The organism is Meridianimarinicoccus zhengii (genome assembly GCF_003254465.1).
Classification (GTDB): domain Bacteria; phylum Pseudomonadota; class Alphaproteobacteria; order Rhodobacterales; family Rhodobacteraceae; genus Meridianimarinicoccus; species Meridianimarinicoccus zhengii.
In genome coordinates, this window is the sequence record NZ_QDFI01000026.1 from 1 (window position 1) to 22,436 (window position 22,436).

Here is a 22,436-nt window from a genome sequence, read left to right on the forward strand (position 1 = left end):
CAGCCGGGTCCGGACGCAGCAGGGCGGGCAGCGCGGCAGACGGCGCAGCCAGCGCCCCCATGCGCGGAAGCAGGACCGGCCCGGCATCGGGTGCGGCCGGCGGCGCCGCGGCCCCCAGCGCATCGGGCGGCGTATCGGTCCCGAGATCGATCAGCACTGCCGCCAGCAACAGCACGAGCCCGCCGACGACCGCCCCCCAGATGGCACCCCACAGGACCCCGCCTGCCGTCCCGGCCATTCGCCCGCGCCCGCCACGCCCCATGGCTCGTCTGCCCCGCCAGTTCTGCCGTTTTGACCGGGATAGCGTCTTGTTGAACCCTTGACCACCCGCCCCTGACCTGAACACATGACCGCACCCCGAGCCCGCTGAACGGACCCCCGCCGCCATGCTGCTGCTGATCGACAATTACGACAGTTTCACCTACAACCTCGTGCACTACCTGGGTGAGCTGGGCGCGGAGGTGCAGGTCCACCGCAACGACCGGATTGGCGTGGCCGATGCGCTTGCGCTGCGCCCCGATGCCATCGTGCTGTCGCCGGGTCCATGCGACCCGGACCAGGCAGGCATCTGCCTTGAGCTGACGCGGGCGGCTGCGGATGCGGGCGTGCCGCTGCTGGGCGTGTGCCTGGGTCACCAGACCATCGGGCAGGCCTTCGGCGGACATGTCGTGCGCTGCCACGACATCGTCCATGGCAAGCTCGGCGCGATGCATCACGGCGGCGCGGGCGTGTTCGCGGGCCTGCCAAGCCCGCTGAACGCCACACGCTATCATTCGCTGGTGGTGGACCGCGCGACCCTGCCCGACTGCCTGACGGTCACGGCATGGCTGGAGGATGGCACAATCATGGGCCTGCGCCACCGCGATCTGCCCATCGAGGGCGTGCAGTTCCACCCCGAAAGCATCGCGTCGGAACACGGCCACGCCATGCTGCGCAATTTCCTGACCGACATGAAGACTGGCATGCAGGTGTCCGCATGACCGCGCCCGATGGCCTGAAGCCGATGATCGCCGCGGCCGCGACGGGGCCGCTGACCGGGGCGCAGTCCCGCGCGGCCTTCGGCATCCTGTTCGAAGGCGACGCGACCCCGGCCCAGATCGGCGGGTTCCTGATGGCCCTGCGCACGCGCGGCGAAACGGTGGCCGAGATCGCGGGCGCCGCCGCCGCCATGCGCGCGCGCTGCGTGGCCGTGCGCGCCCCCGAAGGCGCCATGGACATCGTGGGCACCGGCGGCGACGGCAAGGGCACGCTGAACATCTCGACCGCGACGGCCTTCGTCGTGGCGGGCGCGGGCGTGCCCGTGGCCAAGCATGGCAACCGCAACCTGTCGAGCCGATCGGGCGCCGCCGACGCGCTGGGGCAGCTGGGCATCGCCGTCATGCGCGGCGCGGACGTGGCCGAACGGGCGCTGTCGGAAATCGGCATGTGCTTCATGATGGCGCCGATGCATCACCCGGCGATGAAGCATGTCATGCCCGCGCGCACTGAACTGGGCACGCGCACGATCTTCAACATCCTCGGACCGCTGACGAACCCCGCGGGCGTGCGGCGGCAACTGACCGGCGCCTATGGCCGCGACCTGATCCACCCCATGGCGGAGGTGCTGCGCGAACTGGGCAGCGACCGCGCATGGCTCGTGCATGGCGGCGACGGCACGGACGAATTGTCCATCGCCGGGGTCAGCCATGTGGCCGAACTCGACGCCGGAACGATCACGGAACGGGAGGTGCACCCGGAGGACGCGGGCCTGCCCGTGCACCCGTTCGACGCGATCCTTGGCGGCAGCCCCACAGACAACGGCCGCGCGCTGGCGGCCCTTCTCGACGGGGCGACCGGGGCCTACCGCGACGCGGTTCTGCTGAATGCCGCCGCGGCACTGGTGATCGCGGGGGTGGCCGCCGATCTGAAGGACGGCGTCGCGCGGGCGCGCGACAGTATCGACAGCGGGCAGGCGCGCGCCAAGGTCGCGGCCCTCGCCCGGCTCAGCACGGAGGCGGAAGGATGACCGCAACGATCCTCGACCGGATCAAGGCCTACAAGCTGGACGAGGTGTCCGAGCGCCGCACGCACCTGTCCATGCGCGAGATCGAGGCGCGGGCCAGTTGTGCCGACGCGCCCCGCGGCTTCGCGCGCGCCCTGCGCGAGAAGGCGGCGGAGGGCTATGGCCTGATCGCGGAAATCAAGAAGGCGAGCCCGTCCAAGGGCCTGATCCGCCCCGATTTCGACCCGCCCGCCCATGCCCGCGCCTATGCCGCCGGGGGGGCCGCCTGCCTGTCCGTACTCACCGACGGGCCGTCCTTCCAGGGGAAGGACGAGGACCTGCGCGCGGCTCGCGCCGCCTGCGATCTGCCCGTGTTGCGCAAGGATTTCATGTACGACCCATGGCAGGTGGCCGAGGCCCGGTCGCTTGGTGCGGACTGCATCCTGATCATCATGGCAAGCGTGTCCGACACACAGGCGCAGGAGCTTGAGACCGCGGCCTTCGACTGGGGCATGGACGTGCTGATCGAAGTCCATGACGCCGCCGAACTGGATCGTGCGCTGGCCTTGCGCTCGCCGCTCATCGGGATCAACAACCGCGATCTGCGCACGTTCGAGACGAACCTCGCCACCACCCGGCAGCTTGCGCCGCGGGTACCCGCGGGGCGGATGGTCGTGTCGGAATCCGGGCTGTTCACCCGCGCGGACCTCGCCGACATGGCTGGGCACGGGGTGCGCGCCTTCCTGATCGGCGAAAGCCTGATGCGGCAGGACGATGTGCAGGCGGCGACGGCGGGCCTGCTGGCCGATCCGGTCGCGGGCTGATGGCGCAGCTCACGCATTTCGACGCGGCCGGCCACGCCCACATGGTGGACGTGTCCGGCAAGGACGTGACCGCGCGCCGGGCCGTGGCGTCCGGCTGCGTGAAGATGGCCGCCGAAACCCTTGACATCATTGTCGAAGGCCGCGCGAAGAAGGGCGATGTGCTGGGGGTCGCACGGCTTGCGGGCATAATGGGCACGAAACGCACCGCCGACCTGATCCCCCTGTGCCACCCCCTGCCGGTGACCAAGGTCAGCGTGGACCTGACCCCGGATCACGACCTGCCGGGCGTGCGCATCGTGGCCGAGGTGCGCACCACCGGCCAGACCGGCGTCGAGATGGAGGCGTTGACCGCGGTCAGCGTCGCGGCGCTGACGCTCTATGACATGGTCAAGGCGGTGGACAAGGACATGGAGATCGGCGGCATCGCGCTGGACCTGAAGGAGGGCGGCACGTCCGGACGGTTCGAACGCGGCGGCCGCACGGTGTGACCCGATGATCCCCGTCTCCGCCGCGCTCGATGCGATCCTGGCGCTGGTGGCCCCGCTGCCCGGCGAAACCGTGGCGCTGCGCGATGTCGTGGGACGGGTGCTGGCAGCCCCTGCCACGGCGGGACGGGACCAGCCGCCCTTCGATGCAGCACAGATGGACGGCTACGCATTGCGCAGTGCCGACCTGGAGACCGGGCGACCCTTGCGCGTCGTGGGCACCGCCACGGCCGGCCATGGCTTCACCGGGACGATCCAGCCGGGGGAGGCCGTGCGGATCTTCACCGGCGCGCCCGTACCCGGCGGCGCAGACCGCGTCGTTATGCAGGAAGAAACGGGCCGCCAGGGCGACGTTCTGACCGTCGCCGCAAATGCGGAACCTGGCCCATTCATCCGCCCGCGCGGCGGCGACTTCGCACGCGGTGCGGAACTGCCCGCGGGCCGTGCCCTGCGCCCCGCCGATATCGCACTGCTGGCGGCCATGAACGTCTCGCAGGTGACCGTACATCGCCGCCCGGCCGTAGCGATCCTGTCCACGGGCGACGAACTGGTGCCGCCGGGCGCAGACCCCGGCCCCGACCAGATCGTGGCGTCGAACGGGTACGGTCTTGCGGCGCTCGTGACCGAAACGGGGGCGGAGGCGCGGCTGTTGCCCATCGCGCGGGACAGTCTCGACAGTCTCGATGCCTGTCTGCGCCTGGGCGAAGGGGCAGACCTGATCGTCACCACGGGCGGGGCATCGGTCGGCGACCACGACCTTCTGGCCCGCGATGGCACGCGGCTCGGGATCGACCTTGCGTTTTACAAGGTGGCGATGCGGCCCGGCAAGCCGCTGATGGCGGGGCGGCTGCGCGGCACCCCGATGCTGGGCCTGCCGGGCAACCCGGTCTCCGCGCTCGTGTGCGGGCGGCTCTTCGCGGTGCCCGCGCTGCGCCGGCTGGCGGGACATCCCCCCGAAGCCGCGGCGCGCGCGACAGCCGTTCTCGGGACCGACCTGCCCGCCAATGGCGCGCGGGAACATTACATGCGCGCGCGGACCGGCACGGACGGCTGCGCATACCCGGCGGACAGCCAGGACAGCAGCCTGCTGCACATCCTCGCACAGTCGGACGCGCTGATCGTCCGACCGCCCCACGACCCGCCGCGCCATCTCGGCGAAACCGTTGAAATCGTGAAAATTTGAGCGATCTCGCCGCGCGTGAGAATTGACACAAACCGGGAACAGGGGTAGAACACGCGCGAACAGGTGGGGCGGAGCAGGCGAATGCTGACCAACAAACAGCGCGATCTTCTGGAATTCATCCATGCGCGGGTGCAGCGCGACGGCGTGCCGCCCTCGTTCGACGAGATGAAGGATGCGCTGGACCTGCGGTCCAAGTCCGGCATCCACCGGCTCATCACCGCGCTCGAAGAGCGCGGATTCATCCGGCGGTTGGCGCACAAGGCGCGCGCGCTGGAAATCGTGCGGCTGCCGGATGCCATGGGCGGGACCGGCGGCGGCTTCGATCCGGAAGTGATCGACGGCGGTCTGGACGATGCCGCGACGGTGCCGGGTGCCATGCCCCAGGTGCCGCTGATGGGGCGGATCGCGGCGGGCGGCCCGATTTCGGCGGTGCCGGATCAGCACCACAACATCGCCGTGCCGCCGCAGATGGTGGCCGGGTCGGGCAGCCACTATGCGCTGGAGGTGCGCGGCGACTCGATGATCAACGCGGGCATCAACGATGGCGACGTGGTGGTGATCCGCGAAGGCAGTACCGCCGACAACGGCGAAATCGTGGTGGCCGCGTTTCATGAACAGAACGAATACAGCGTCACGCTGAAGAGGTTCCGCCGCAAGGGCAGCAGCGTCGCGCTCGAAGCGGCCAATCCCGACTACGAAACCCGCGTTCTTCCCGCAGACCAGGTCGAGATCCAGGGCAAGCTGGTGGGGCTTATCCGCACCTATTGACCGGGGACACTGGCCACGCGGGGCGCCGCGTCGACGACGGCGGCGGGTTGAGCCGGCAGGGGCAGATCGCCGATGTCGCCCGCCGACACGTGCACGAGCGGCGCCAAGGCATGCACCAGCCGCGCAACGGCAGGATCGGGCTCGGCGGGCGGGGCATCGACGTTCCACGCCACGTGCCAACCCGGCCCCGCATCGCGGGTCGCCCGGTCGTTCCAGAGCCGCAAGCCGTGTGCATCGCGGACCGTGCGCACGTGCAGGGCGGGCGGCGTGTCATCCCATTCTGTCGCCCCACCCAGTAGCGAAGACACGGTCGTTCGGGCGGTCGTCGCCATGTGCCATTGCGGGTCCGAAGACCTGACCGGCGAAATCGCGATGCCGCCGACCCGTTCCAGCCAGTCGGGACCGAGCAGATGGCAGCCCTCCGGCGGCGGCTCTTCCGGCGCGCGGTTCGTGATGGCCAGCGGAAAGTCGGCACAGGCCGCAGCGATCTCCGCCGGGTCCGGAGAAAACAGCGCCGCCACATGCGCCGTCCCGAACGGTAGCGCAAGCCCGCCTGGGATCGGGGCACCCAGACGTCCTGCACGGGCAAAGGCGGCCTCCCTGTCCCGGTCGCCGCCGTCATTCTCCAGCCAGCTTTGCGCCACGAAGCCCTGTCCGCGGGCGCGCGACAGCGCCCGGCCCTCTTGCGTCCGCGCCCCCACCAGCCCGCCATCGGCGGACACGAGCAGGAGCGGCCGTTCCGTCTGGAGCCAGAGCGCGAGCGCGGCCAGCACCGGCACGATCCCGGTCCATCGCCCGCGCCCCTGCCACAACATCACCACGAGCGCACCAAGCACGATGATCGGCAGCACGACCGGACCCGGCTGCGGAACATACCGCACCGCGTGCGGCCATGCCGCGACGACATCCGCCACCGCGAGGATCCAGCCGATGCCCATGCCCATCGCCCACAGCCCGACATATGCCAGCCCGAAAGGCGCAAGACAGGCGGCAAGCACCGCGGACGGGATCACCACGGCGCCCATCGCCGGCACCGCCACCAGGTTCGCGATCAGACCGTAGGTCGAACTCTGGTTGAAATGCGCGGCCCCGAACGGCGCGGTTGCCAGGCCCGCCACCGCCGAGGACATGACCAGCGCCGCAGCGCCACGGGACCATTTCGGCAGCCCGCGCCGCCGGTCGCGGACCTGCCCGAAGACCCATACCAGCGCGGCGGTCGCCGCGAAGGACATCTGGAAGCCGGGCGACAGCAGCGCCTCGGGTTGCCAGAGCAGAACGATCACCGCCGCAAGCGCGACCGAGCGCAAGGTCAATGCCCGCCGGTCGCACATCACCGCCACCAGCATCACGGCCGCCATGATGAACGCGCGCTGCGTCGACACGTTGCCGCCCGACATCGCCAGATACGCCGCCGACGCCACCAGCGCGACGCCGGCGGCCAGTTTCTTCGTGGGCACCCGCAGGGCCACGCGCGGCACCAGCGCGAGCCCCGCGCGCACCGCCATGAAAATGAACCCCGTCAGCAGCCCCACATGCAGCCCCGAGATCGCCAGCAGATGCGCGAGATTCGTATCGCGCATTGCGTCCAGCGTCTCGCGCGACAGCGCCGCGCGGTCGCCAGTGGTCACGGCCGCGGCGAAGGCCCCGCGCTGGTCCGGCAGCGCCGTCTGAACAGCGCCCGAAAGCCGCAGGCGCAGCCGGTCGATGGCCGCGCGCGGCGCGACACCTTGCGGTTCGGCCAGCAGCACCATCGGCGTGCGCGCATAGCCCACCGCGCCGATCCGCATGAACCACGCCATGCGCTGGAAATCGAAACCGTGCGGTTCGACCGGTCCGGACGGCGGGGACAGGTGCCCGGTCACCGCCACGCGCTGCCCCGGCAGCGGCCGGTCGAAGGGCTGGTCGCCATGAAGCGAGACCCGCACGTGCACCGGCGTGCGGGACGGCGCCGTGCGCAACAGCACCACACGGTCGAGCGTCACGCGAGGCACGTCGCTGATCGACCGGTCGAGCGCCACGACACGCCCTTCGATCGGACCGTAATAGCGGAAATCGAGCACCGGCCCCGCCACGGCATGCGCCCGGTACCCGGCCAGCAGGAAACCCAGCGCCACCAGCATGATCGCGGTCAGCGGCGGGCCGATCCCTTCGGGCAGCAGACGCGCGGCAAGCCCCGCGGCCAGTGCCAGCGCCGCCGTACCGCCATAGAGCGCGAGTCCCGGTTCCACCCCCTGCGCGAAATAGCAGGCGATCCCCAGCCCGAGACAGACCGGAATCCAGGGAAAGAGATGGCCGCGCTGCTGCCCGACCAACCGGGCCAGCGCATCGAGGGGCAGATCCTGGCGCATCGCGGGCCTTTTGCGGGGAACCGGCACCACCCTGCCCCCGGCATGGTTGTCAAAGCGTTAACCTCGCCGCCTTTACCCGCGCGCCGCGGGCGGCTAACACCCGCGCAGGACAACAGGAGCCCCCGATGACTGACCCGCAGGTCGTGACACGATTCGCCCCCTCGCCCACCGGTTTCCTGCATATCGGCGGGGCCCGCACGGCGTTGTTCAACTGGCTCTACGCGCGCGGGCGGGACGGCAAGTTCCTGCTGCGGATCGAGGACACGGACCGCGCGCGGTCCACGCCCGAGGCGACGGCGGCGATCCTCGACGGGCTGTCCTGGCTGGGGCTCGACCACGACGGCGACGCGGTCAGCCAGGCCGCCCGTGCCGACCGGCACGCCGCGGTAGCAAACGCGATGCTGGAGGGCGGCACGGCCTACAAATGCTTCGCCACGCAGGACGAAATCGCGGCCTTCCGCGAGGCGGCGAAGGCGGAGGGAAGGTCCACGCTCTATCGGTCGCCGTGGCGCGACGCGGACCCGTCCAGCCACCCTGATGCGCCCTACGTCGTGCGCCTGAAGGCCCCGCTGGAGGGGCAGACGGTCATTGCCGACCGGGTGCAGGGCGACGTGACCATGCGCAACGACCAGTTGGACGACATGGTGATCCTGCGCAGTGACGGCACGCCCACGTACATGCTCGCGGTCGTCGTGGACGATCACGACATGGGCGTGACCCATGTGATCCGGGGCGACGATCACCTGGTAAACGCGGCGCGGCAGATACTGGTCTACCAGGCGATGGGCTGGGATATCCCGGTCTGGGCGCATATCCCGCTGATCCACGGCCCGGACGGCAAGAAACTGTCCAAGCGGCACGGCGCGCTGGGGGTCGAGGAATACCGCGCGATGGGCTATCCGGTGGCGGGCCTGCGCAACTACCTGACCCGTCTAGGCTGGAGCCATGGCGACGACGAGATGTTCACGACCGAACAGGCGCTCGCATGGTTCGATCTCGACGGGATCGGCAAGGCGCCTGCGCGGCTCGACTTCAAGAAACTGGACAACCTGTCGGGTCAGCATATCTCGATCGCGGACCATGCTGCGCTGCTGCATGAAATCGAAGGGTTTCTTGCCGCGACCGGCCAGCCCACACTGACCGGCGCGCAGCGGGCCGGGCTGGAGCGCGCGCTCTACTGCCTCAAGGATCGCGCGAAGACCATTCCGCAAATCCTTGAAAAGGGGTATTTCGTTCTCGCAGATCGCCCAATCGACATGGACGCGAAGGCGGCGTCGGCGCTCGATCCAGTATCCCGTGGTATACTGCGAGAATTGACGCCGCAGCTGCAAACTGCTAACTGGCAGCGAGACGCGCTGGAGGATGCGGTGAGCCGGGTCGCAGAGACCCACTGCACGAAGCTCGGCAAGCTTGCCGCGCCGCTTCGCGCCGCGCTGGCGGGCCGGACCGTGTCGCCCAGCGTCTTCGACATGATGCTCGTGCTCGGGCGGGAGGAGACGCTGTCCCGGCTGCAAGATGCGACGGAATGAGGCTGGATCCCGCTGGCCTCAATCATTGACACCGAAGTGCGGCGCGGCACTCTGAACGCCGCCGCCCGTCAGATGAGGGACAACAATGACAAAGGCCGACTCCACCAAGACCGCGACACTGACCTTCGGGGACAAGACGCTGGAATTGCCGGTCCATTCGCCGACCATCGGGCCCGACGCGATCGACATCACCAAGCTTTATGCACAGGGCGATGTCTTCACCTACGATCCCGGTTTCACATCGACCGCGGCTTGCCGGTCGACGATCACCTTCATCGACGGCGACAAGGGCGAATTGCTGCATCGCGGCTATCCCATCGACCAGTTGGCGGCGAAGTCCCATTACCTCGAAGTCTGCTACCTGCTGCTCTACGGCGAGTTGCCGACCTGCGCGCAGCTCGAGGATTTCGAGCGCCGCGTGACCATGCACACGATGCTCCACGAGCAGATGCAGAACTTCTTCCGCGGGTTCCGGCGTGACGCGCATCCGATGGCGATCATGGTGGGTGTCGTCGGCGCGATGTCGGCCTTCTACCACGACAGCACCGACATTTCGGACCCGTGGCAGCGCGAGGTCGCGTCGATCCGGCTGATCGCAAAGATGCCGACCATCGCGGCCTGGGCCTACAAGTACCACGTGGGCCAGCCCTTCGTGTATCCGCGCAACGACCTGGACTATGCGACCAACTTCCTGCGGATGTGTTTCAGCGTACCGGCCGAGGATTACGAACCGAACCCGATCCTGAGCCGCGCCATGGACCGGATCTTCACGCTTCATGCGGATCACGAACAGAACGCGTCGACCTCCACCGTGCGGCTGGCGTCCTCGTCCGGCGCCAACCCGTTCGCCTGCATCGCCGCCGGCATCGCCTGCCTGTGGGGTCCGGCCCATGGCGGCGCCAACCAGGCGTGCCTGGAAATGCTCAAGGAAATCGGCACGCCGGACCGCATCCCCGAATACATCGCGCGCGCCAAGGACAAGAACGACCCGTTCCGCCTGATGGGCTTCGGGCACCGAGTCTACAAGAATTTCGACCCGCGCGCGACCGTGATGAAGCAGTCGGCGGACGAGGTGCTGGAACTGCTGGGCGTCGAGAACAACCCGACGCTGCAGGTCGCCAAGGAACTTGAGAAAGCGGCGCTGGAGGATGAGTATTTCACCTCCAAGAAGCTGTTCCCGAACGTCGATTTTTACTCGGGCATCATCCTCGAAGCGATGCAGTTCCCGACATCCATGTTCACGCCGATCTTCGCCGTGTCGCGGACCGTGGGCTGGATTTCGCAGTGGAAGGAAATGCTGGTGGACCCCGAACAGAAGATCGGCCGACCCCGGCAACTTTACATGGGCGCGACCCAGCGCGACTACGTGGACGTGGAACATCGCTGAGACACCGGCCCGGCGCGGACGCCTTCGCGGCGCCGGGCCGCGCTACGCCGTTTCGAGATACACGCGCAACCGGCGGCGGGCATCGTAGCCGCCGGTTAAAAGATTCACGGCGAAGTCCGGGGTTTCAGCCGTTCCATCGGCCGATATCCGTGCCGCGACAAGACACTCCACCTCACGCGTCAGCGTCCATTGCAGCCCGCCGCCGCCCATCGGGTACTGCACGTTCGGCGGCATGTCCGCGTCATGGCGGATTGTGGGCAGGATCTTGCACAAGCGCCGGGAACCCCGCACCTGCATGTTTCGAAGGGCCGCCTCTTGCAGGTCTTGATACCCCTCCGCCCCGCGCTCGGACAGGATCGCGTCGTTCACCGTCGGTCGCAGCTTGTCCTGCGCGGCGGTCGCTGCAGGCAGGCCCATCCGGCCACCCGAGCGCAGGGTCGTTCCCGAAAACCGGAAATCCGCCGGTTTCAGCGGTTCGCAGATCAGCGCGATGGCGTAGCCGTTCGCAAGCCGCCCTGCATGAAACCCGAGCTGCGCCTCGATCTGAGGTTCCGAACCGGGCCAGATCACGTTCAACGTCGTGATGTCCCCTGACAGCTTCGGCTTGGCCCCAACCGAAATGTCCTTCATCCCGATGCCCCCCCATGCGTCACTTTCGATGTCTTGTCGCACCGTTGACCCGCGTCTAAGACTGCCACGCAATCTTTCCGACACAAAGGCAAAACCATGATCCCCCGATACTCCCGTCCCGACATGGTCGCCACCTGGTCGCCCGAGACCAAGTTCCGCATCTGGTTCGAGATCGAGGCCCATGCCTGCGACGCGATGGCCGAGCTGGGCGTGATCCCGCGGGAAAACGCCGCCGCCGTCTGGAAGGCCGCGGATACGGACTTCGACGTGGCCCGCATCGACGAGATCGAGGCGGTCACGAAGCATGACGTCATCGCCTTCCTGACCCATCTCGCGGAAATCATCGGCAACGATGCCGCGCGCTTCGTGCACCAGGGAATGACCAGCTCCGACGTTCTGGACACCACGTTCAACATCCAGCTCGTGCGCGCCGCCGATATCCTGCTGGCGGACATGGACGCCCTGCTGGCGGCGCTGAAACGGCGCGCGATGGAGCACAAGCACACGATCCGCATCGGGCGCTCCCACGGCATCCATGCCGAGCCGACCACGATGGGCCTGACCTTCGCGCGCTTCTACGCGGAAATGGAGCGCAACCGGAACCGGCTGGAAAAGGCGCGGTTCGAGGTCGCCACCGGCGCGATCTCCGGCGCGGTCGGCACCTTCGCCAATATCGACCCGGCCGTCGAGGCCCATGTCTGCGACAAGCTGGGCCTGCGTCCGGAACCGATTTCGACCCAGGTGATCCCGCGCGACCGGCACGCGATGTTCTTCGCCACGCTCGGGGTCATCGCCTCCAGCATCGAGAACATCGCCACCGAGATCCGCCACATGCAGCGCACCGAGGTCCTGGAGGCGGAGGAGTTCTTTTCCAAGGGCCAGAAGGGGTCCAGCGCGATGCCGCACAAGCGCAACCCGGTGCTGACCGAGAACCTCACGGGGCTCGCACGGCTGGTGCGCATGGCGGTGATCCCGGCGATGGAGAACGTCGCGCTCTGGCATGAACGTGATATTTCGCACAGTTCCGTCGAGCGCGCTATCGGCCCGGACGCGACCGTGACGCTGGATTTCGCCCTCGCCCGCCTGACTGGCGTCGTGGACAAGCTGGTGGTGTATCCCGACGCCATGATCGCCAACATGAACAAATTTCGGGGGCTGGTGCATTCCCAGCGCGTGCTGCTGGCGCTGACCCAGAAGGGCGTGAGCCGCGAGGATGCCTATACCCTCGTGCAGCGCAACGCCATGAAAGTCTGGGAAGCGGGTGCCGATTTCATGACCGAGTTGAGGGCCGATCCGGAGGTGACGGCGGTCCTCAGCGATGCCGAGATCGCCGAAAAATTCGACATCGGCTACCATACGAAGCATGTGGACACCATTTTCGACCGCGTATTCGGGGCCACGTGACATTTTCTTGCCCTGCGGACGGTCTGTGCTACGCTTTCGTATCCACAACAGGGAGACTGAGATGAAGACCAAGATCCTTCTGACGGCCTTCGTTCTGGTTGCATCGCCGGGCATCGCGCTGGCGCAGTGCAGCTGGGGCAAATCCGAAAGCGTGGCCTCCTGCGCCGCGGGCAGCGTCTGGGACAGCGAAAGCCAGCGCTGCGTGACTGCAACCACGAGCTGACCCACACAGCGACGCGGGCACGCCCGCGACGACCGAATTCAGGCACCCTGCCCCTGCGGCAGGGTGTTTGCTTTCGTGGCCGTCCGATCCGGTCTTGGCGTAACCGGCTCTTAAGGCGACTCGGTCCACCGTGGGCCATCGGCAGAATGCGGAGTTTCACGGTGACACAATCCCTGTCCAGCACGGCCCCGGCCCACCAGCCGGCATTCTCGAAATCACGCCCAGCGCTGTCGCGACGCCAGAAGGCCGCGATCATCGTGCGGCTCATGCTGAAGGAAGGCGCGCAACTGTCGCTCGACTCGCTGCCAGAGGCAATGCAGATGGAACTGACCCATGAAATGGGCGCGATCCGGACCATCGACCGGGCCACGCTGCATGCGGTGATCGACGAATTCATGGCGGAGGTGGAAGATCTCGGGGCCGCCTTCCCCGGCGGTCTCGAAGGGGCGCTCGATCTGCTCGACGGGGCGCTGAACGCGTCGAACCTGCGCAGGCTCCGGCGCGAGACCGGGATCGTGGTACCCGGTGACCCGTGGGACCTGGTCGGGAGCCTGCCGCCCGAACGTCTGGCCCTGCTTGCCGAACAGGAAAGCGCAGAAATCGCCGCGGTGATGCTATCGAAGCTGCCCGTGGCGCTGTCGGCCAAGGTGTTGGGCATCCTTCCGACGGATCGCGGGCGCGAGATCGCCATCGCCATGTCGGGCACCGGCAAGGTCGATCCCGACACGGTCCGCACCATCGGGCATGCGCTGGCCGCGCAACTGGCCGATGAAACGCCGCCCGCCTTTGATGGCGCACCCATTGGCAGGATCGGGGAAATCCTGAATTCGTCGAAACCCGCCACGCGCGACGGGCTGCTGACCGCCCTAGGCGAAGAGGATGCAGACCTGACCGCTGCGGTGCGCCAGCGCATTTTCACCTTCGCCGACATCGCCGCGCGGGTCGAACCGCGCGACATCCCCAAGGTGACCCGCGCCATCGACCAGGAGTTGCTGGTTCTGGCGCTGGCCGTGTCGGATGACCGGGACGGCGCGTCGGTGGACTTCATCCTTGCCAACATGTCGCAACGCATGGCCGGGCAGTTGCGCGACGAGATCGAGGACCGGGGCAAGGTCAAGCCCGACGACAGCGAAGACGCGAAATCGCGCATCGTGGCCGCGATCCGTGATCTCGAACAGGCAGGGGAACTTGCGCTGATCGATCAGGCAGGCTGAGGCGCCGGGCTGCGCTGCTGCCGCGTTTCGCCACCGCGACGGCGTGATCCTGCCGCCCAATGCCCGCGTGACTGCGCCGCGGGATGGGTCTGACGCGGCCAGATCGATGGTCCACATGCGCGGAGACGATCAGGGCCTGCCGCCGGATCGGTCGCCACCGGGCGCGCTGATCCGTCCGCCCGTGATCGGTGATGGCACGCCGGTCGTCGTCGGACCGGAAATCGGCAGCCCGCGCGCGACCCGCACCGCGAGAAAGGCGAAGGCCTGCGCCTCCAGCATGTCCCCGTCCAGCCCGACCTCCTCCACTGGGAGAACGGGGCACACGAGATGCGCCGCCAGCCGCGCCATGACATGCCGGTTGCGCCGCCCGCCCCCGCTGACCAGCAGCCGCCCGATGGGCCGCGGGCACCAGTCCAGCCCGTTCACCACGCCCAGCACCGCCGCCTCGGCCAGTGTCGCCGCCGCATCTGCATCGGCAAGTCCGCTCACGGCACTTCCAAGCGTGGCAAACGCATCCCGGTCGAGGCTCTTGGGCGGCTCCAAAGCGAAGAAGGGATCGGCCAGATATTCCCGAAGCACATCGCGGTCGAACTGCCCCGCGGCAGCCAAGGCCCCGTCCACGTCGCAGGCCGCGCCGCACCGGACCCGCATCAGGTCGTCGAGCGGGGCATTCGCAGGCCCGGTATCGAAGGCCAGCATCGCGCCGGGATCAAAGGGTCCCGCGCAAACAGGGTCGACCCATGTCAGGTTCCCGACCCCGCCCAGATTGAGAAAAGCCACCGGCCCCCGCGCGCCGATCCAGCGCGCCAGCGCGAAATGGAACACCGGCGCCAGCGGCGCGCCCTGCCCGCCCGCCGCCACGTCCGCCGTGCGGAAATCCCACGCGACGGGCCGCCCCAGCCGTGCCGCCAACCGCGCGCCATCGCCCGCCTGGTGCGTGCCGCGCCCGCCGGGATCGTGGGCCAGCGTCTGGCCGTGAAAGCCCACGATCTCGCCCGGCAGGTCGGCCAGCAGGTCGGCATGGGCGGCCTCCACCAGCTCCGCAACCGACGCGACGCTGTCGTCGCCGGGCCAGCGTCCCAGACCCGCACCCAGCACCGCGCGCTCGTTGGCCCCGTAAGCGCGATAGGCGGTTGGGCCGAATTCCGTCACCGTCTCGCCATCGGTCAGGATCGCCGCCGCATCCACCCCGTCGAGTGACGTGCCCGACATGGCCCCCAGCGCCCAAACGGCCCCCGCATCCGACACCGGCTTTCCCTTCATCCCGCTTCCCCCTATACACGCGCCACCCGATGTGAATGGACCGATCCCCGATGACCTACCACCCGAAATCCGAGTTCCTCAACGTGATGACGACGCGCGGGTTCATGGCCGACTGCACCGACCTGCAGGGGTTGGACGAAGCGCTGCGCGACGGGACCGTGCCCTGCTATATCGGTTATGACGCGACCGCGGCCTCGCTCCATGTCGGGCATCTTCTGAATATCATGATGCTGCGCTGGTTGCAGAAGACCGGGCACAAGCCGATCACGCTGATGGGGGGCGGCACGACCAAGGTGGGCGATCCGTCCTTTCGTGCCGACGAACGCCCGCTGCTGGGTCCGGAGCAGATCGACGCCAACATCGCGGGCATGAGCCGCGTTTTCGCGCGCTATCTCGACTATGGCGAAGGGCCCACTGGCGCCTTGATGCTCAACAACGCGGAATGGCTGGACGGGCTGAATTACCTCGACTTCCTGCGTGACATCGGGCGGCATTTCAGCGTGAACCGAATGCTGTCGTTCGAATCCGTGAAATCGCGGCTCGACCGGGAACAATCGCTGTCGTTCCTCGAATTCAACTACATGATCCTGCAGGCCTATGATTTCCTCGAACTGAACCGCCGCTACGGCTGCCGCTTGCAGATGGGCGGGTCGGACCAGTGGGGCAATATCGTCAACGGGATCGATTTGACCCGCCGGGTGCTCGACCACGAGATCTTCGGGCTGACCTCGCCGCTGTTGACCACCTCGGACGGGCGCAAGATGGGCAAGTCCGCGGGGGGGGCCGTTTGGCTCGATGGCGGGATGCTGAGCCCTTACGAATTCTGGCAGTTCTGGCGCAACACCACCGATGCCGATGTGGGGCGCTTCCTGAGGCTCTACACCGAACTGCCGCTCGACGAATGCAACCGCCTGGGCGCGCTGGCAGGCGCCGAGATCAACGACGCCAAGATCCGGCTTGCGAACGAGGTGACGACGCTGCTGCACGGGGCCGAGGCAGCGCAGACCGCCGAGGCCACCGCGCGCGCGGTGTTCGAACAGGGCGGCGTGGGCGAAGACCTGCCGACTCTGGCGCTGACCGGGGCCGAACTGGGCGACGGGATATCGGTCGTGCAGCTCTTCGTGCGGGCGGGTCTGGCGAAGTCCGGCAAGGACGCCAAGCGCCTGATCGCCGAAAACGGCGCGCGGCTGGACGATGCGCCGCTGACCGATGCAGGGCTGGTGCTGGATGCCGCCGCGCTTGCATCGCCGGTGAAGCTTTCGGCCGGGCGCAAGCGGCACGCGCTGGTGACGTTGCAGGGCTGACCTTTCAGCGCAGCAGGCGCCACGCGATTTCGATCGCACCGAGCAGGGCACCGACCGGAACGGCCAATGCGATCGACACCCATAGCGCCCCTGCACGCGTGGGGCGCGGGGGGGGCGCGTGAACGCCCATGACGGTCTGGCGGGGTTTGCGGGCCATGGCACCATTAGGGCGGCGTTAGGTAAGTGCCGCGTTAATGGCGGACATGGACTGGCACGACACAGAAACCCCCGCCCTGCCCGGCGCGGCACCGATGCAGCAGCACCCGGCCTATGCCGCAACCAGCCTCGCGTTGGGGCGGCAGGTGCGCTGGCTGCGGCTGGGTCCGGCGCATGCACCGATGGGCAGCGCGCTGGTCCTGTGCCGCCGCTGGCCCGGGTTGGGGCGCGCCGCGCTCGTGTCGCGCGGACCTGTCTGGGTCGACAATCTGGCGCCCGCCGTGCGGCAGGCGGCGCTCGTATCGCTGATCGACCGGCTGCGGCGCGACCACGTGGTCGTCATCGCGACCCCCGACCCGATCGCGGGGGCCGATCCGCTTGCGGGCAGCGGCCTGCTTCCTCTCGTGACACCGATCACACTGGCCACGCTGGACCTGGGCGGTGGCGCGGCGGTGCGACGTGCCCGGCTGCGGGGAAAGTGGCGTAACGCGCTGACCCGGGCCGAGGCTGCACCGCTGCACACCACGGCGACGCCCCTGCCACCGGACCCGGACCATTGGCTCTTGCGTGCCGAGGCTGCGCAGGCTCGTGCGCGCCGCTATCGCCGCCTGCCCGGCGCGTTCGCCGTCGCCTGGGCGCGGGCAAACCCCGCGGACACGCTGCTGCTTGCAGCGCATGCCGCGACAGGCCCGGTCGCAGGCATGCTATTCCTGCGCCACGGGAGCATGGCCAGCTACCACATCGGCTGGACAAGCGCCGAAGGGCGCAAGGCGAGCGCGCATACCCGGTTGATGTGGGAGGGGATCGCGCGGCTGGCCGCCGCTGGCGTGGCGCGGCTCGATCTCGACATGATCGATACCGAGACTGCGCCCGGCCTCGCGCGGTTCAAGCTGGGCACAGGGGCTGAGGCGGTAAGGCTGGGGGCCACGCGGATCGCGGCCCCCGGCACGGCGTACATGGCGCGCCTGATGCGCGCACCCGCACCCGTCGCCGGCACAGGGCCGCGGGCCGTACAGGTCACTCTGTGACGGTCACGCTGACCATCCGGTCCGGTTCGCCGATCACCGCGCCGTTCTGGCCTTCGCCACGCTTGATCGCATCCACGACGTCCATGCCGTCAGTCACGCGCCCCACCACGGTATACTGTCCGTCCAAGAACGGCCCGGGTTCGAACATGATGAAGAACTGGCTGTTGGCGCTGTCCGGGTCCTGCGCGCGCGCCATGCCGACCACGCCACGTTCGAAGCTGATGTCGGAGAATTCCGCCGCAAGGTCCGGACGGTCCGATCCGCCGCGCCCTGCCATGCGGATGTCGAAGCCCTCGCCCATGCGGCCGAATTCCACGTCGCCGGTCTGGGCCATGAACCCGTCGATCACCCGGTGGAAGACGACACCGTCATAGGCCCCCGCCTCGGCCAGCGCGGTGATCTGGTCCACGTGGCCCGGCGCCACGTCCTCCAGCAGATCGACGGTGATCGTGCCGGATGCCTCACCGGCGATCTCGATTTCCAGCCCCGTTGCCTGCGCATGCGCGGCACACAGCGCCAGGGCCCCTGCCAACCATACCTCACGCATCGGCGGCCACCTTCACGCTGATCATCCGGTCGGGGGCCGCGGGCGGCTCGCCCCGCGCGATGCCGTCCACATGCTCCATGCCGGAAATCACGCGGCCATAGACCGTGTATTGCCCGTTCAGGAAATGGTTGTCGCTGAAGTTGATGAAGAACTGCGAATTGGCCGAATTCGGGTTCGCCGACCGCGCCGCCCCCAGCGTGCCACGATCATGGGGCAGCTTGGAAAACTCCGCCGGCAGGTCCGGCAGATCCGACCCACCCGTGCCCGCCCGGCGGATGTTGAAATCCCCTTCCATGTTGCCATGGGCCACGTCGCCGGTCTGGGCCATGAACCCTTCGATCACGCGGTGGAACGCCACGTTGTCATAGGCGCCCGACCGGGCCAGTTCCTTCATCCGGTCGCAATGCCGCGGCGCCACGTCCGGCATGAGCGCGATGGTCACCGGCCCGTCCTTCAGTTCGATGATGATGGTGTTTTCCGGATCCGCGATCTCGGCCATGGGGAGGCATCCTCTCAAGCTGTGTCGGCGCAGACCCTAGGCCAGCGCGCGCAGAAAGGTCCAGCCCCGTCGGTACGCGCTGTCTTGTCTCTGTCACGGCGCCGTGATCTATCTTCGCGGGAAATACGACGGCAAGGAGACGGACGATGGCCAGGAAAACGCTCGACGACATGGATCTCGACGGCAAGGTCGTGCTGACCCGTGTGGACATCAACGTGCCCATGGCCGACGGGCGGGTGACTGACGCTACCCGCATCGAACGCATCAAGCCGACCATCGACGCAATCCTCGCCAAGGGCGGCAAGCCCGTGCTGCTGGCCCATTTCGGGCGCCCCAAGGGAAAGCCGGTGGCCGATATGTCGCTTGGTCATGTCCGCGCCGCGGTGCAGGATGTGCTTGGGGTGCCCGTGGGCTTCGCAGACGATTGCATCGGTCTGCCCGCCAAGAAGGGCGTGTCCGAGATGGAAACGGGCACGGTCCTGCTTCTGGAGAACATGCGCTTCCACGTGGGCGAGGAAGCCAACGACCCGGCTTTCGCGGCGTCGCTCGCGGCGCTTGGCGATGTCTATTGCAACGATGCCTTCTCGGCTGCGCACCGCGCCCATGCCTCGACCGAGGGTATCGCGCGGCTTCTACCCTCCTGCGCGGGGCGTTCGATGCAGGCGGAACTGGAGGCGCTCGAGGCGGCACTGTCCACGCCCACGCGCCCCGTGGTGGCCGTGGTGGGCGGCGCGAAGGTGTCGACCAAGCTCGACCTGCTCGGCAATCTCGTTGGCCGCGTGGACATGCTCGTGATCGGCGGCGGCATGGCCAACACGTTTCTCGTGGCGCAGGGCAAGCCCATCGGCAAGTCCCTGGCCGAACCCGACATGGCCCCGACCGCGCGCGAGATCATGGACAAGGCCGAGACAGGGGGCTGCCGCATCATCCTGCCCGAAGACGTGGTCGTGGCACGGGAATTCAAGGCCGGGGCCGCGCATGAAACCGTGGCTGCGGATGCCTGTCCCGATGACGCGATGATCCTCGATGCCGGTCCTGCCGCGGTCGCCGCGGTCGCTGGGGCCTTCGATGCAGCCAAGACGCTGATCTGGAACGGTCCGCTCGGTGCCTTCGAAATCCCGCCCTTCGACACCGCCACCAATGCCGCCGCGCGCCATGCGGCGCAACTCAGCCGCGATGGCGCGCTGGTCAGCGTCGCCGGCGGCGGTGACACGGTTTCGGCGCTGAACATCTCCGGCGCGGCCGCGGACTTCACCTATATCTCGACGGCGGGCGGCGCGTTTCTCGAATGGATGGAAGGCAAGGTCCTACCCGGTGTCGCGGCGCTCGATACCTGACCGGATCCACGAAAACCGTTAGCGTTCTCACACTTGATCGCCGCCGTCACGCGGCCTAACGACTGGCGCAAGTGATCAATGAAAGGTTTCCCGGCATGCAGATGACCGACACCGTCCGCCAGATCCTGCGCAACTACGAGGGGGAAAACCCTGGCGTCAAATCCAAGCTTGCCAGCATGCTGATGACAGGCAAGCTTGCAGGGACGGGCAAGATGATCATTCTGCCGGTGGATCAGGGTTTCGAACACGGTCCCGCGCGCACCTTTGCCCCCAACCCCGCCGGATACGACCCGCACTATCACTACCAACTGGCCATCGATGCGGGCCTCAATGCCTATGCCGCGCCGCTCGGCCAGCTGGAAGCCGGTGCAGACACGTTCGCGGGCCAGATCCCCACGATCCTGAAACTCAACTCCGCGAACTCGCTGATGTCGGACACGGCGGGCAAGAACCAGGCGATCACGGGGTCGGTAGAGGATGCGCTCCGTCTCGGGTGTGCCGCGATCGGGTTCACCATTTATCCGGGTTCGGACATGGCGCTCGACATGTTCGAGGAAATCGTGGAAATGCGCCGCGAGGCGGCGGCCTGCGGGATCGCGACCGTGATCTGGTCCTACCCGCGTGGAGAGGCGATCAGCAAGGACGGAGAAACCGCCATCGACATCGCGGCCTACGCGGCGCAGATTGCCGCCCTGCTCGGCGCGCATGTCATCAAGATCAAGCTCTCGACCGACCATCTCGAACTACCCGAGGCGAAGAAGGTCTACGAGGCGCAGGACATCGACATCGCAACGCAGGCCGCGCGCGTGAAACATTGCATGGAAGCGTCGTTCTGCGGGCGCAGGATCGTCGTGTTCTCTGGGGGGGCGAAAAAGGGCGCCGACAGCGTCTATGACGACGCCCGCGCCATCCGCGACGGCGGCGGCAACGGCTCCATCATCGGTCGCAACAGCTTCCAGCGCTCACGTGAAGACGCACTCGACATGCTCGGAAAGCTCGTGGACATTTATCTCGGCAAGGCTTGATCCCTATCGGCACGGCCCGAAACGGCAGGAAAGCCCGGCTGCAACACAGCCGGGCTTTCGCGTTTTATGGGGATTCCCTTGCCCACCGCGCCGTGCGATGGTCCGCATGCGTGGAAACGAGATCAGGGGCACGTCTATGGCGCGCAAGACAGGCTGGGAATTCCCCATCTACGTAATGGTTTGCCTGGCGCTTTCCGGGTATTTCGCGTTTTCGGCAATCCAGGGTCCGCTTGGTGTCGTGACCCGCGTGGAAACCGAAGCCAGTATGACACGCCTGTCACGCACCCGCGATGCGCTGGCCGCAGACGTGGCGACGCTGTCCAACAAGACAGAACGCCTATCGGACAGCTACCTTGATCTCGATCTTCTGGACGAGCGGGCGCGCAGCGTGCTGGGTTACATGAGAACAGACGATCTCGCGATCCGCTGACGCAGATCTAAAGGCGCTGGTTCATCGTGATCGACGGCTGGTCGCACCCGGCCTCGCCCACGATCCGCGCGGGAACACCCGCCACGGTCTTGCACGCTGGCACGTCCTGCAGCACGACGCTTCCCGCCGCAATCCGCGAGCAATTGCCGATGCGGATATTTCCAAGAACCTTTGCACCCGCCCCGATCAGCACACCATCGCCGATCTTCGGGTGCCGGTCGTCGCCGTCCTTCCCCGTGCCGCCAAGCGTCACCGAATGCAGCATCGACACATTGTTGCCAACGACAGCCGTCTCGCCGATCACGATAGAATGGGCATGATCGATCATGATGCCCTGCCCAAGACGCGCTGCCGGGTGCACGTCCACGCCGAACAGCTCCGAAACCCGCATCTGAAGGAAATAAGCCATGTCTTGCCGCCCCTCGCGCCAGAGCCAATGCGCGACGCGGTAGGACTGAAGCGCCTGGTACCCCTTGAAGAACAGGATGGGCTGGATCAACCGGTGGCATGCCGGATCGCGTTCATAGACCGCCATAAGGTCAGCACGCGCCGCCACCTCAAGCGACGGATCGGCCGTAAAGGCCGCGTCCACAACTTCCCCAAGCAACTGGTCCGGCATCTCGCTGGACGCAAGCTTCATCGCAATTCGATAGGACAGCGCCCGTGCAAGCGATCCATGATGAAGGATGCCACCATGAACCAGAGCCCCGAGAAGCGGTTCGTTCGCAATTGCCGTTTCCGCCTCCGCGGTGATCTGCGCCCAGGCGGGGTCGAAGTCCTCGACGCGGCTGAGAGGATAGGACATGATGGCCTCCGTTCACGCTTTGCGGCAACATAGCTCTCCACTGCCCTCGGCGCCACCCCTCGGCGC

General features: G+C 67.7%; 23 protein-coding genes. 16 read left to right on the forward strand and 7 right to left on the reverse strand.

The features are described from left to right. The coding region (locus tag DDE13_RS10125) for a hypothetical protein (RefSeq protein WP_222626073.1) at nucleotides 1–238 on the reverse strand (238 nt) is incomplete at its 3' end. Between the two features lie 148 nt (nucleotides 239–386). Between DDE13_RS10125 and DDE13_RS10130 the strand changes: the two genes are divergently transcribed. The 6 genes from DDE13_RS10130 to lexA all read left to right on the forward strand — a co-directional run bounded on the left by DDE13_RS10130 (nucleotide 387) and on the right by lexA (nucleotide 5,241). Continuing rightward, entirely contained in the window at nucleotides 387–980 is a 594-nt protein-coding gene (locus DDE13_RS10130; RefSeq protein WP_111403967.1) for an aminodeoxychorismate/anthranilate synthase component II, read from the forward strand. Further along, on the forward strand, nucleotides 977–2,005 hold the full coding sequence (gene trpD, locus DDE13_RS10135; protein WP_111403968.1) for an anthranilate phosphoribosyltransferase: 1,029 nt from the start codon (nucleotides 977–979) through the stop codon (nucleotides 2,003–2,005). The genes DDE13_RS10130 and trpD overlap by 4 nt, the downstream gene beginning before the upstream one ends. After that, on the forward strand, nucleotides 2,002–2,805 hold the full coding sequence (gene trpC, locus DDE13_RS10140; RefSeq protein ID WP_111403969.1) for an indole-3-glycerol phosphate synthase TrpC: 804 nt from the start codon (nucleotides 2,002–2,004) through the stop codon (nucleotides 2,803–2,805). The genes trpD and trpC overlap by 4 nt, the downstream gene beginning before the upstream one ends. After that, the gene (gene moaC / locus DDE13_RS10145) at nucleotides 2,805–3,293 is read left to right on the forward strand and encodes a cyclic pyranopterin monophosphate synthase MoaC (RefSeq protein ID WP_111403970.1); all 489 of its coding nucleotides are present in this window, start codon (nucleotides 2,805–2,807) and stop codon (nucleotides 3,291–3,293) included. The genes trpC and moaC overlap by 1 nt, the downstream gene beginning before the upstream one ends. 4 nt (nucleotides 3,294–3,297) lie before the next feature. Further along, nucleotides 3,298–4,473: a molybdopterin molybdotransferase MoeA gene (locus DDE13_RS10150; protein ID WP_111403971.1), complete on the forward strand. Its 1,176-nt coding sequence runs from the start codon at nucleotides 3,298–3,300 to the stop codon at nucleotides 4,471–4,473. A gap of 81 nt (nucleotides 4,474–4,554) precedes the next feature. Further along, nucleotides 4,555–5,241 (forward strand): transcriptional repressor LexA, encoded by a 687-nt coding sequence (gene lexA, locus DDE13_RS10155; RefSeq protein ID WP_111403972.1) that lies wholly within the window; start codon nucleotides 4,555–4,557, stop codon nucleotides 5,239–5,241. Here lexA and DDE13_RS10160 read toward each other — a convergent pair. Further along, complete coding sequence (locus DDE13_RS10160; RefSeq protein WP_111403973.1) at nucleotides 5,235–7,589, reverse strand: ComEC/Rec2 family competence protein; 2,355 nt, start codon at nucleotides 7,587–7,589, stop codon at nucleotides 5,235–5,237. The two genes, lexA and DDE13_RS10160, sit on opposite strands and share 7 nt — an antisense overlap. A 125-nt stretch (nucleotides 7,590–7,714) precedes the next feature. Here DDE13_RS10160 and gltX point away from each other — a divergent pair, with 125 nt between their 5' ends. Both gltX and gltA read left to right on the forward strand, forming a co-directional pair. Beyond that, a complete protein-coding gene (gltX, locus tag DDE13_RS10165; protein ID WP_111403974.1) occupies nucleotides 7,715–9,118 on the forward strand; it encodes a glutamate--tRNA ligase in 1,404 nt (467 codons plus the stop codon). Between the two features lie 85 nt (nucleotides 9,119–9,203). Then, the gene (gene gltA, locus DDE13_RS10170) at nucleotides 9,204–10,505 is read left to right on the forward strand and encodes a citrate synthase (RefSeq protein ID WP_111403975.1); all 1,302 of its coding nucleotides are present in this window, start codon (nucleotides 9,204–9,206) and stop codon (nucleotides 10,503–10,505) included. 42 nt (nucleotides 10,506–10,547) lie between these two features. Here the strand turns inward: gltA and DDE13_RS10175 are convergent, their stop codons facing one another. Continuing rightward, nucleotides 10,548–11,135, reverse strand: a complete 588-nt coding sequence (locus DDE13_RS10175) for a hypothetical protein (RefSeq protein ID WP_162630940.1) — start codon at nucleotides 11,133–11,135, stop codon at nucleotides 10,548–10,550. Between the two features lie 96 nt (nucleotides 11,136–11,231). Here DDE13_RS10175 and purB point away from each other — a divergent pair, with 96 nt between their 5' ends. The 3 genes from purB (at nucleotide 11,232) to DDE13_RS10185 (ending at nucleotide 13,976) form a co-directional block, all read left to right on the forward strand. Continuing rightward, nucleotides 11,232–12,539, forward strand: coding sequence for an adenylosuccinate lyase (gene purB / locus DDE13_RS10180; protein ID WP_111403977.1), 1,308 nt, complete (start codon nucleotides 11,232–11,234; stop codon nucleotides 12,537–12,539). 61 nt (nucleotides 12,540–12,600) lie between these two features. After that, nucleotides 12,601–12,762, forward strand: coding sequence for a chitin-binding domain-containing protein (locus DDE13_RS22820; RefSeq protein WP_162630941.1), 162 nt, complete (start codon nucleotides 12,601–12,603; stop codon nucleotides 12,760–12,762). A gap of 161 nt (nucleotides 12,763–12,923) precedes the next feature. Next, nucleotides 12,924–13,976 carry a flagellar motor switch protein FliG gene (locus tag DDE13_RS10185; RefSeq protein ID WP_235868662.1) on the forward strand — a complete coding sequence of 351 codons (1,053 nt, stop codon included), beginning with the start codon at nucleotides 12,924–12,926 and terminating at the stop codon, nucleotides 13,974–13,976. A gap of 129 nt (nucleotides 13,977–14,105) precedes the next feature. On the opposite strand, the gene DDE13_RS10190 is transcribed toward DDE13_RS10185, so the two are convergent. Next, the gene (locus DDE13_RS10190; protein WP_111404013.1) at nucleotides 14,106–15,224 is read right to left on the reverse strand and encodes an anhydro-N-acetylmuramic acid kinase; all 1,119 of its coding nucleotides are present in this window, start codon (nucleotides 15,222–15,224) and stop codon (nucleotides 14,106–14,108) included. A gap of 65 nt (nucleotides 15,225–15,289) precedes the next feature. Between DDE13_RS10190 and tyrS the strand changes: the two genes are divergently transcribed. Together tyrS and DDE13_RS10200 are read left to right on the forward strand one after the other, a co-directional pair. Continuing rightward, nucleotides 15,290–16,543, forward strand: coding sequence for a tyrosine--tRNA ligase (gene tyrS, locus DDE13_RS10195; protein WP_111403979.1), 1,254 nt, complete (start codon nucleotides 15,290–15,292; stop codon nucleotides 16,541–16,543). Nucleotides 16,544–16,737: 194 nt separating this feature from the next. Beyond that, nucleotides 16,738–17,727, forward strand: a complete 990-nt coding sequence (locus DDE13_RS10200) for a GNAT family N-acetyltransferase (RefSeq protein WP_111403980.1) — start codon at nucleotides 16,738–16,740, stop codon at nucleotides 17,725–17,727. Here DDE13_RS10200 and DDE13_RS10205 read toward each other — a convergent pair. After that, nucleotides 17,717–18,274 carry a peptidylprolyl isomerase gene (locus DDE13_RS10205; RefSeq protein ID WP_111403981.1) on the reverse strand — a complete coding sequence of 186 codons (558 nt, stop codon included), beginning with the start codon at nucleotides 18,272–18,274 and terminating at the stop codon, nucleotides 17,717–17,719. The genes DDE13_RS10200 and DDE13_RS10205 overlap by 11 nt on opposite strands. Then, nucleotides 18,267–18,773, reverse strand: coding sequence for a peptidylprolyl isomerase (locus tag DDE13_RS10210; RefSeq protein ID WP_111403982.1), 507 nt, complete (start codon nucleotides 18,771–18,773; stop codon nucleotides 18,267–18,269). Before DDE13_RS10210 ends, DDE13_RS10205 begins: the two co-directional genes overlap by 8 nt. 146 nt (nucleotides 18,774–18,919) lie before the next feature. Between DDE13_RS10210 and DDE13_RS10215 the strand changes: the two genes are divergently transcribed. The 3 genes from DDE13_RS10215 (at nucleotide 18,920) to DDE13_RS10225 (ending at nucleotide 21,565) form a co-directional block, all read left to right on the forward strand. Beyond that, on the forward strand, nucleotides 18,920–20,110 hold the full coding sequence (locus DDE13_RS10215; RefSeq protein WP_111403983.1) for a phosphoglycerate kinase: 1,191 nt from the start codon (nucleotides 18,920–18,922) through the stop codon (nucleotides 20,108–20,110). 95 nt (nucleotides 20,111–20,205) lie between these two features. Continuing rightward, complete coding sequence (locus tag DDE13_RS10220) at nucleotides 20,206–21,135, forward strand: class I fructose-bisphosphate aldolase (protein WP_111403984.1); 930 nt, start codon at nucleotides 20,206–20,208, stop codon at nucleotides 21,133–21,135. Nucleotides 21,136–21,271: 136 nt separating this feature from the next. Then, a complete protein-coding gene (locus DDE13_RS10225) occupies nucleotides 21,272–21,565 on the forward strand; it encodes an FtsB family cell division protein (protein ID WP_111403985.1) in 294 nt (97 codons plus the stop codon). 7 nt (nucleotides 21,566–21,572) lie between these two features. On the opposite strand, the gene cysE is transcribed toward DDE13_RS10225, so the two are convergent. Continuing rightward, a complete protein-coding gene (cysE, locus tag DDE13_RS10230) occupies nucleotides 21,573–22,370 on the reverse strand; it encodes a serine O-acetyltransferase (protein ID WP_111403986.1) in 798 nt (265 codons plus the stop codon). Nucleotides 22,371–22,436 lie beyond the last annotated feature (66 nt).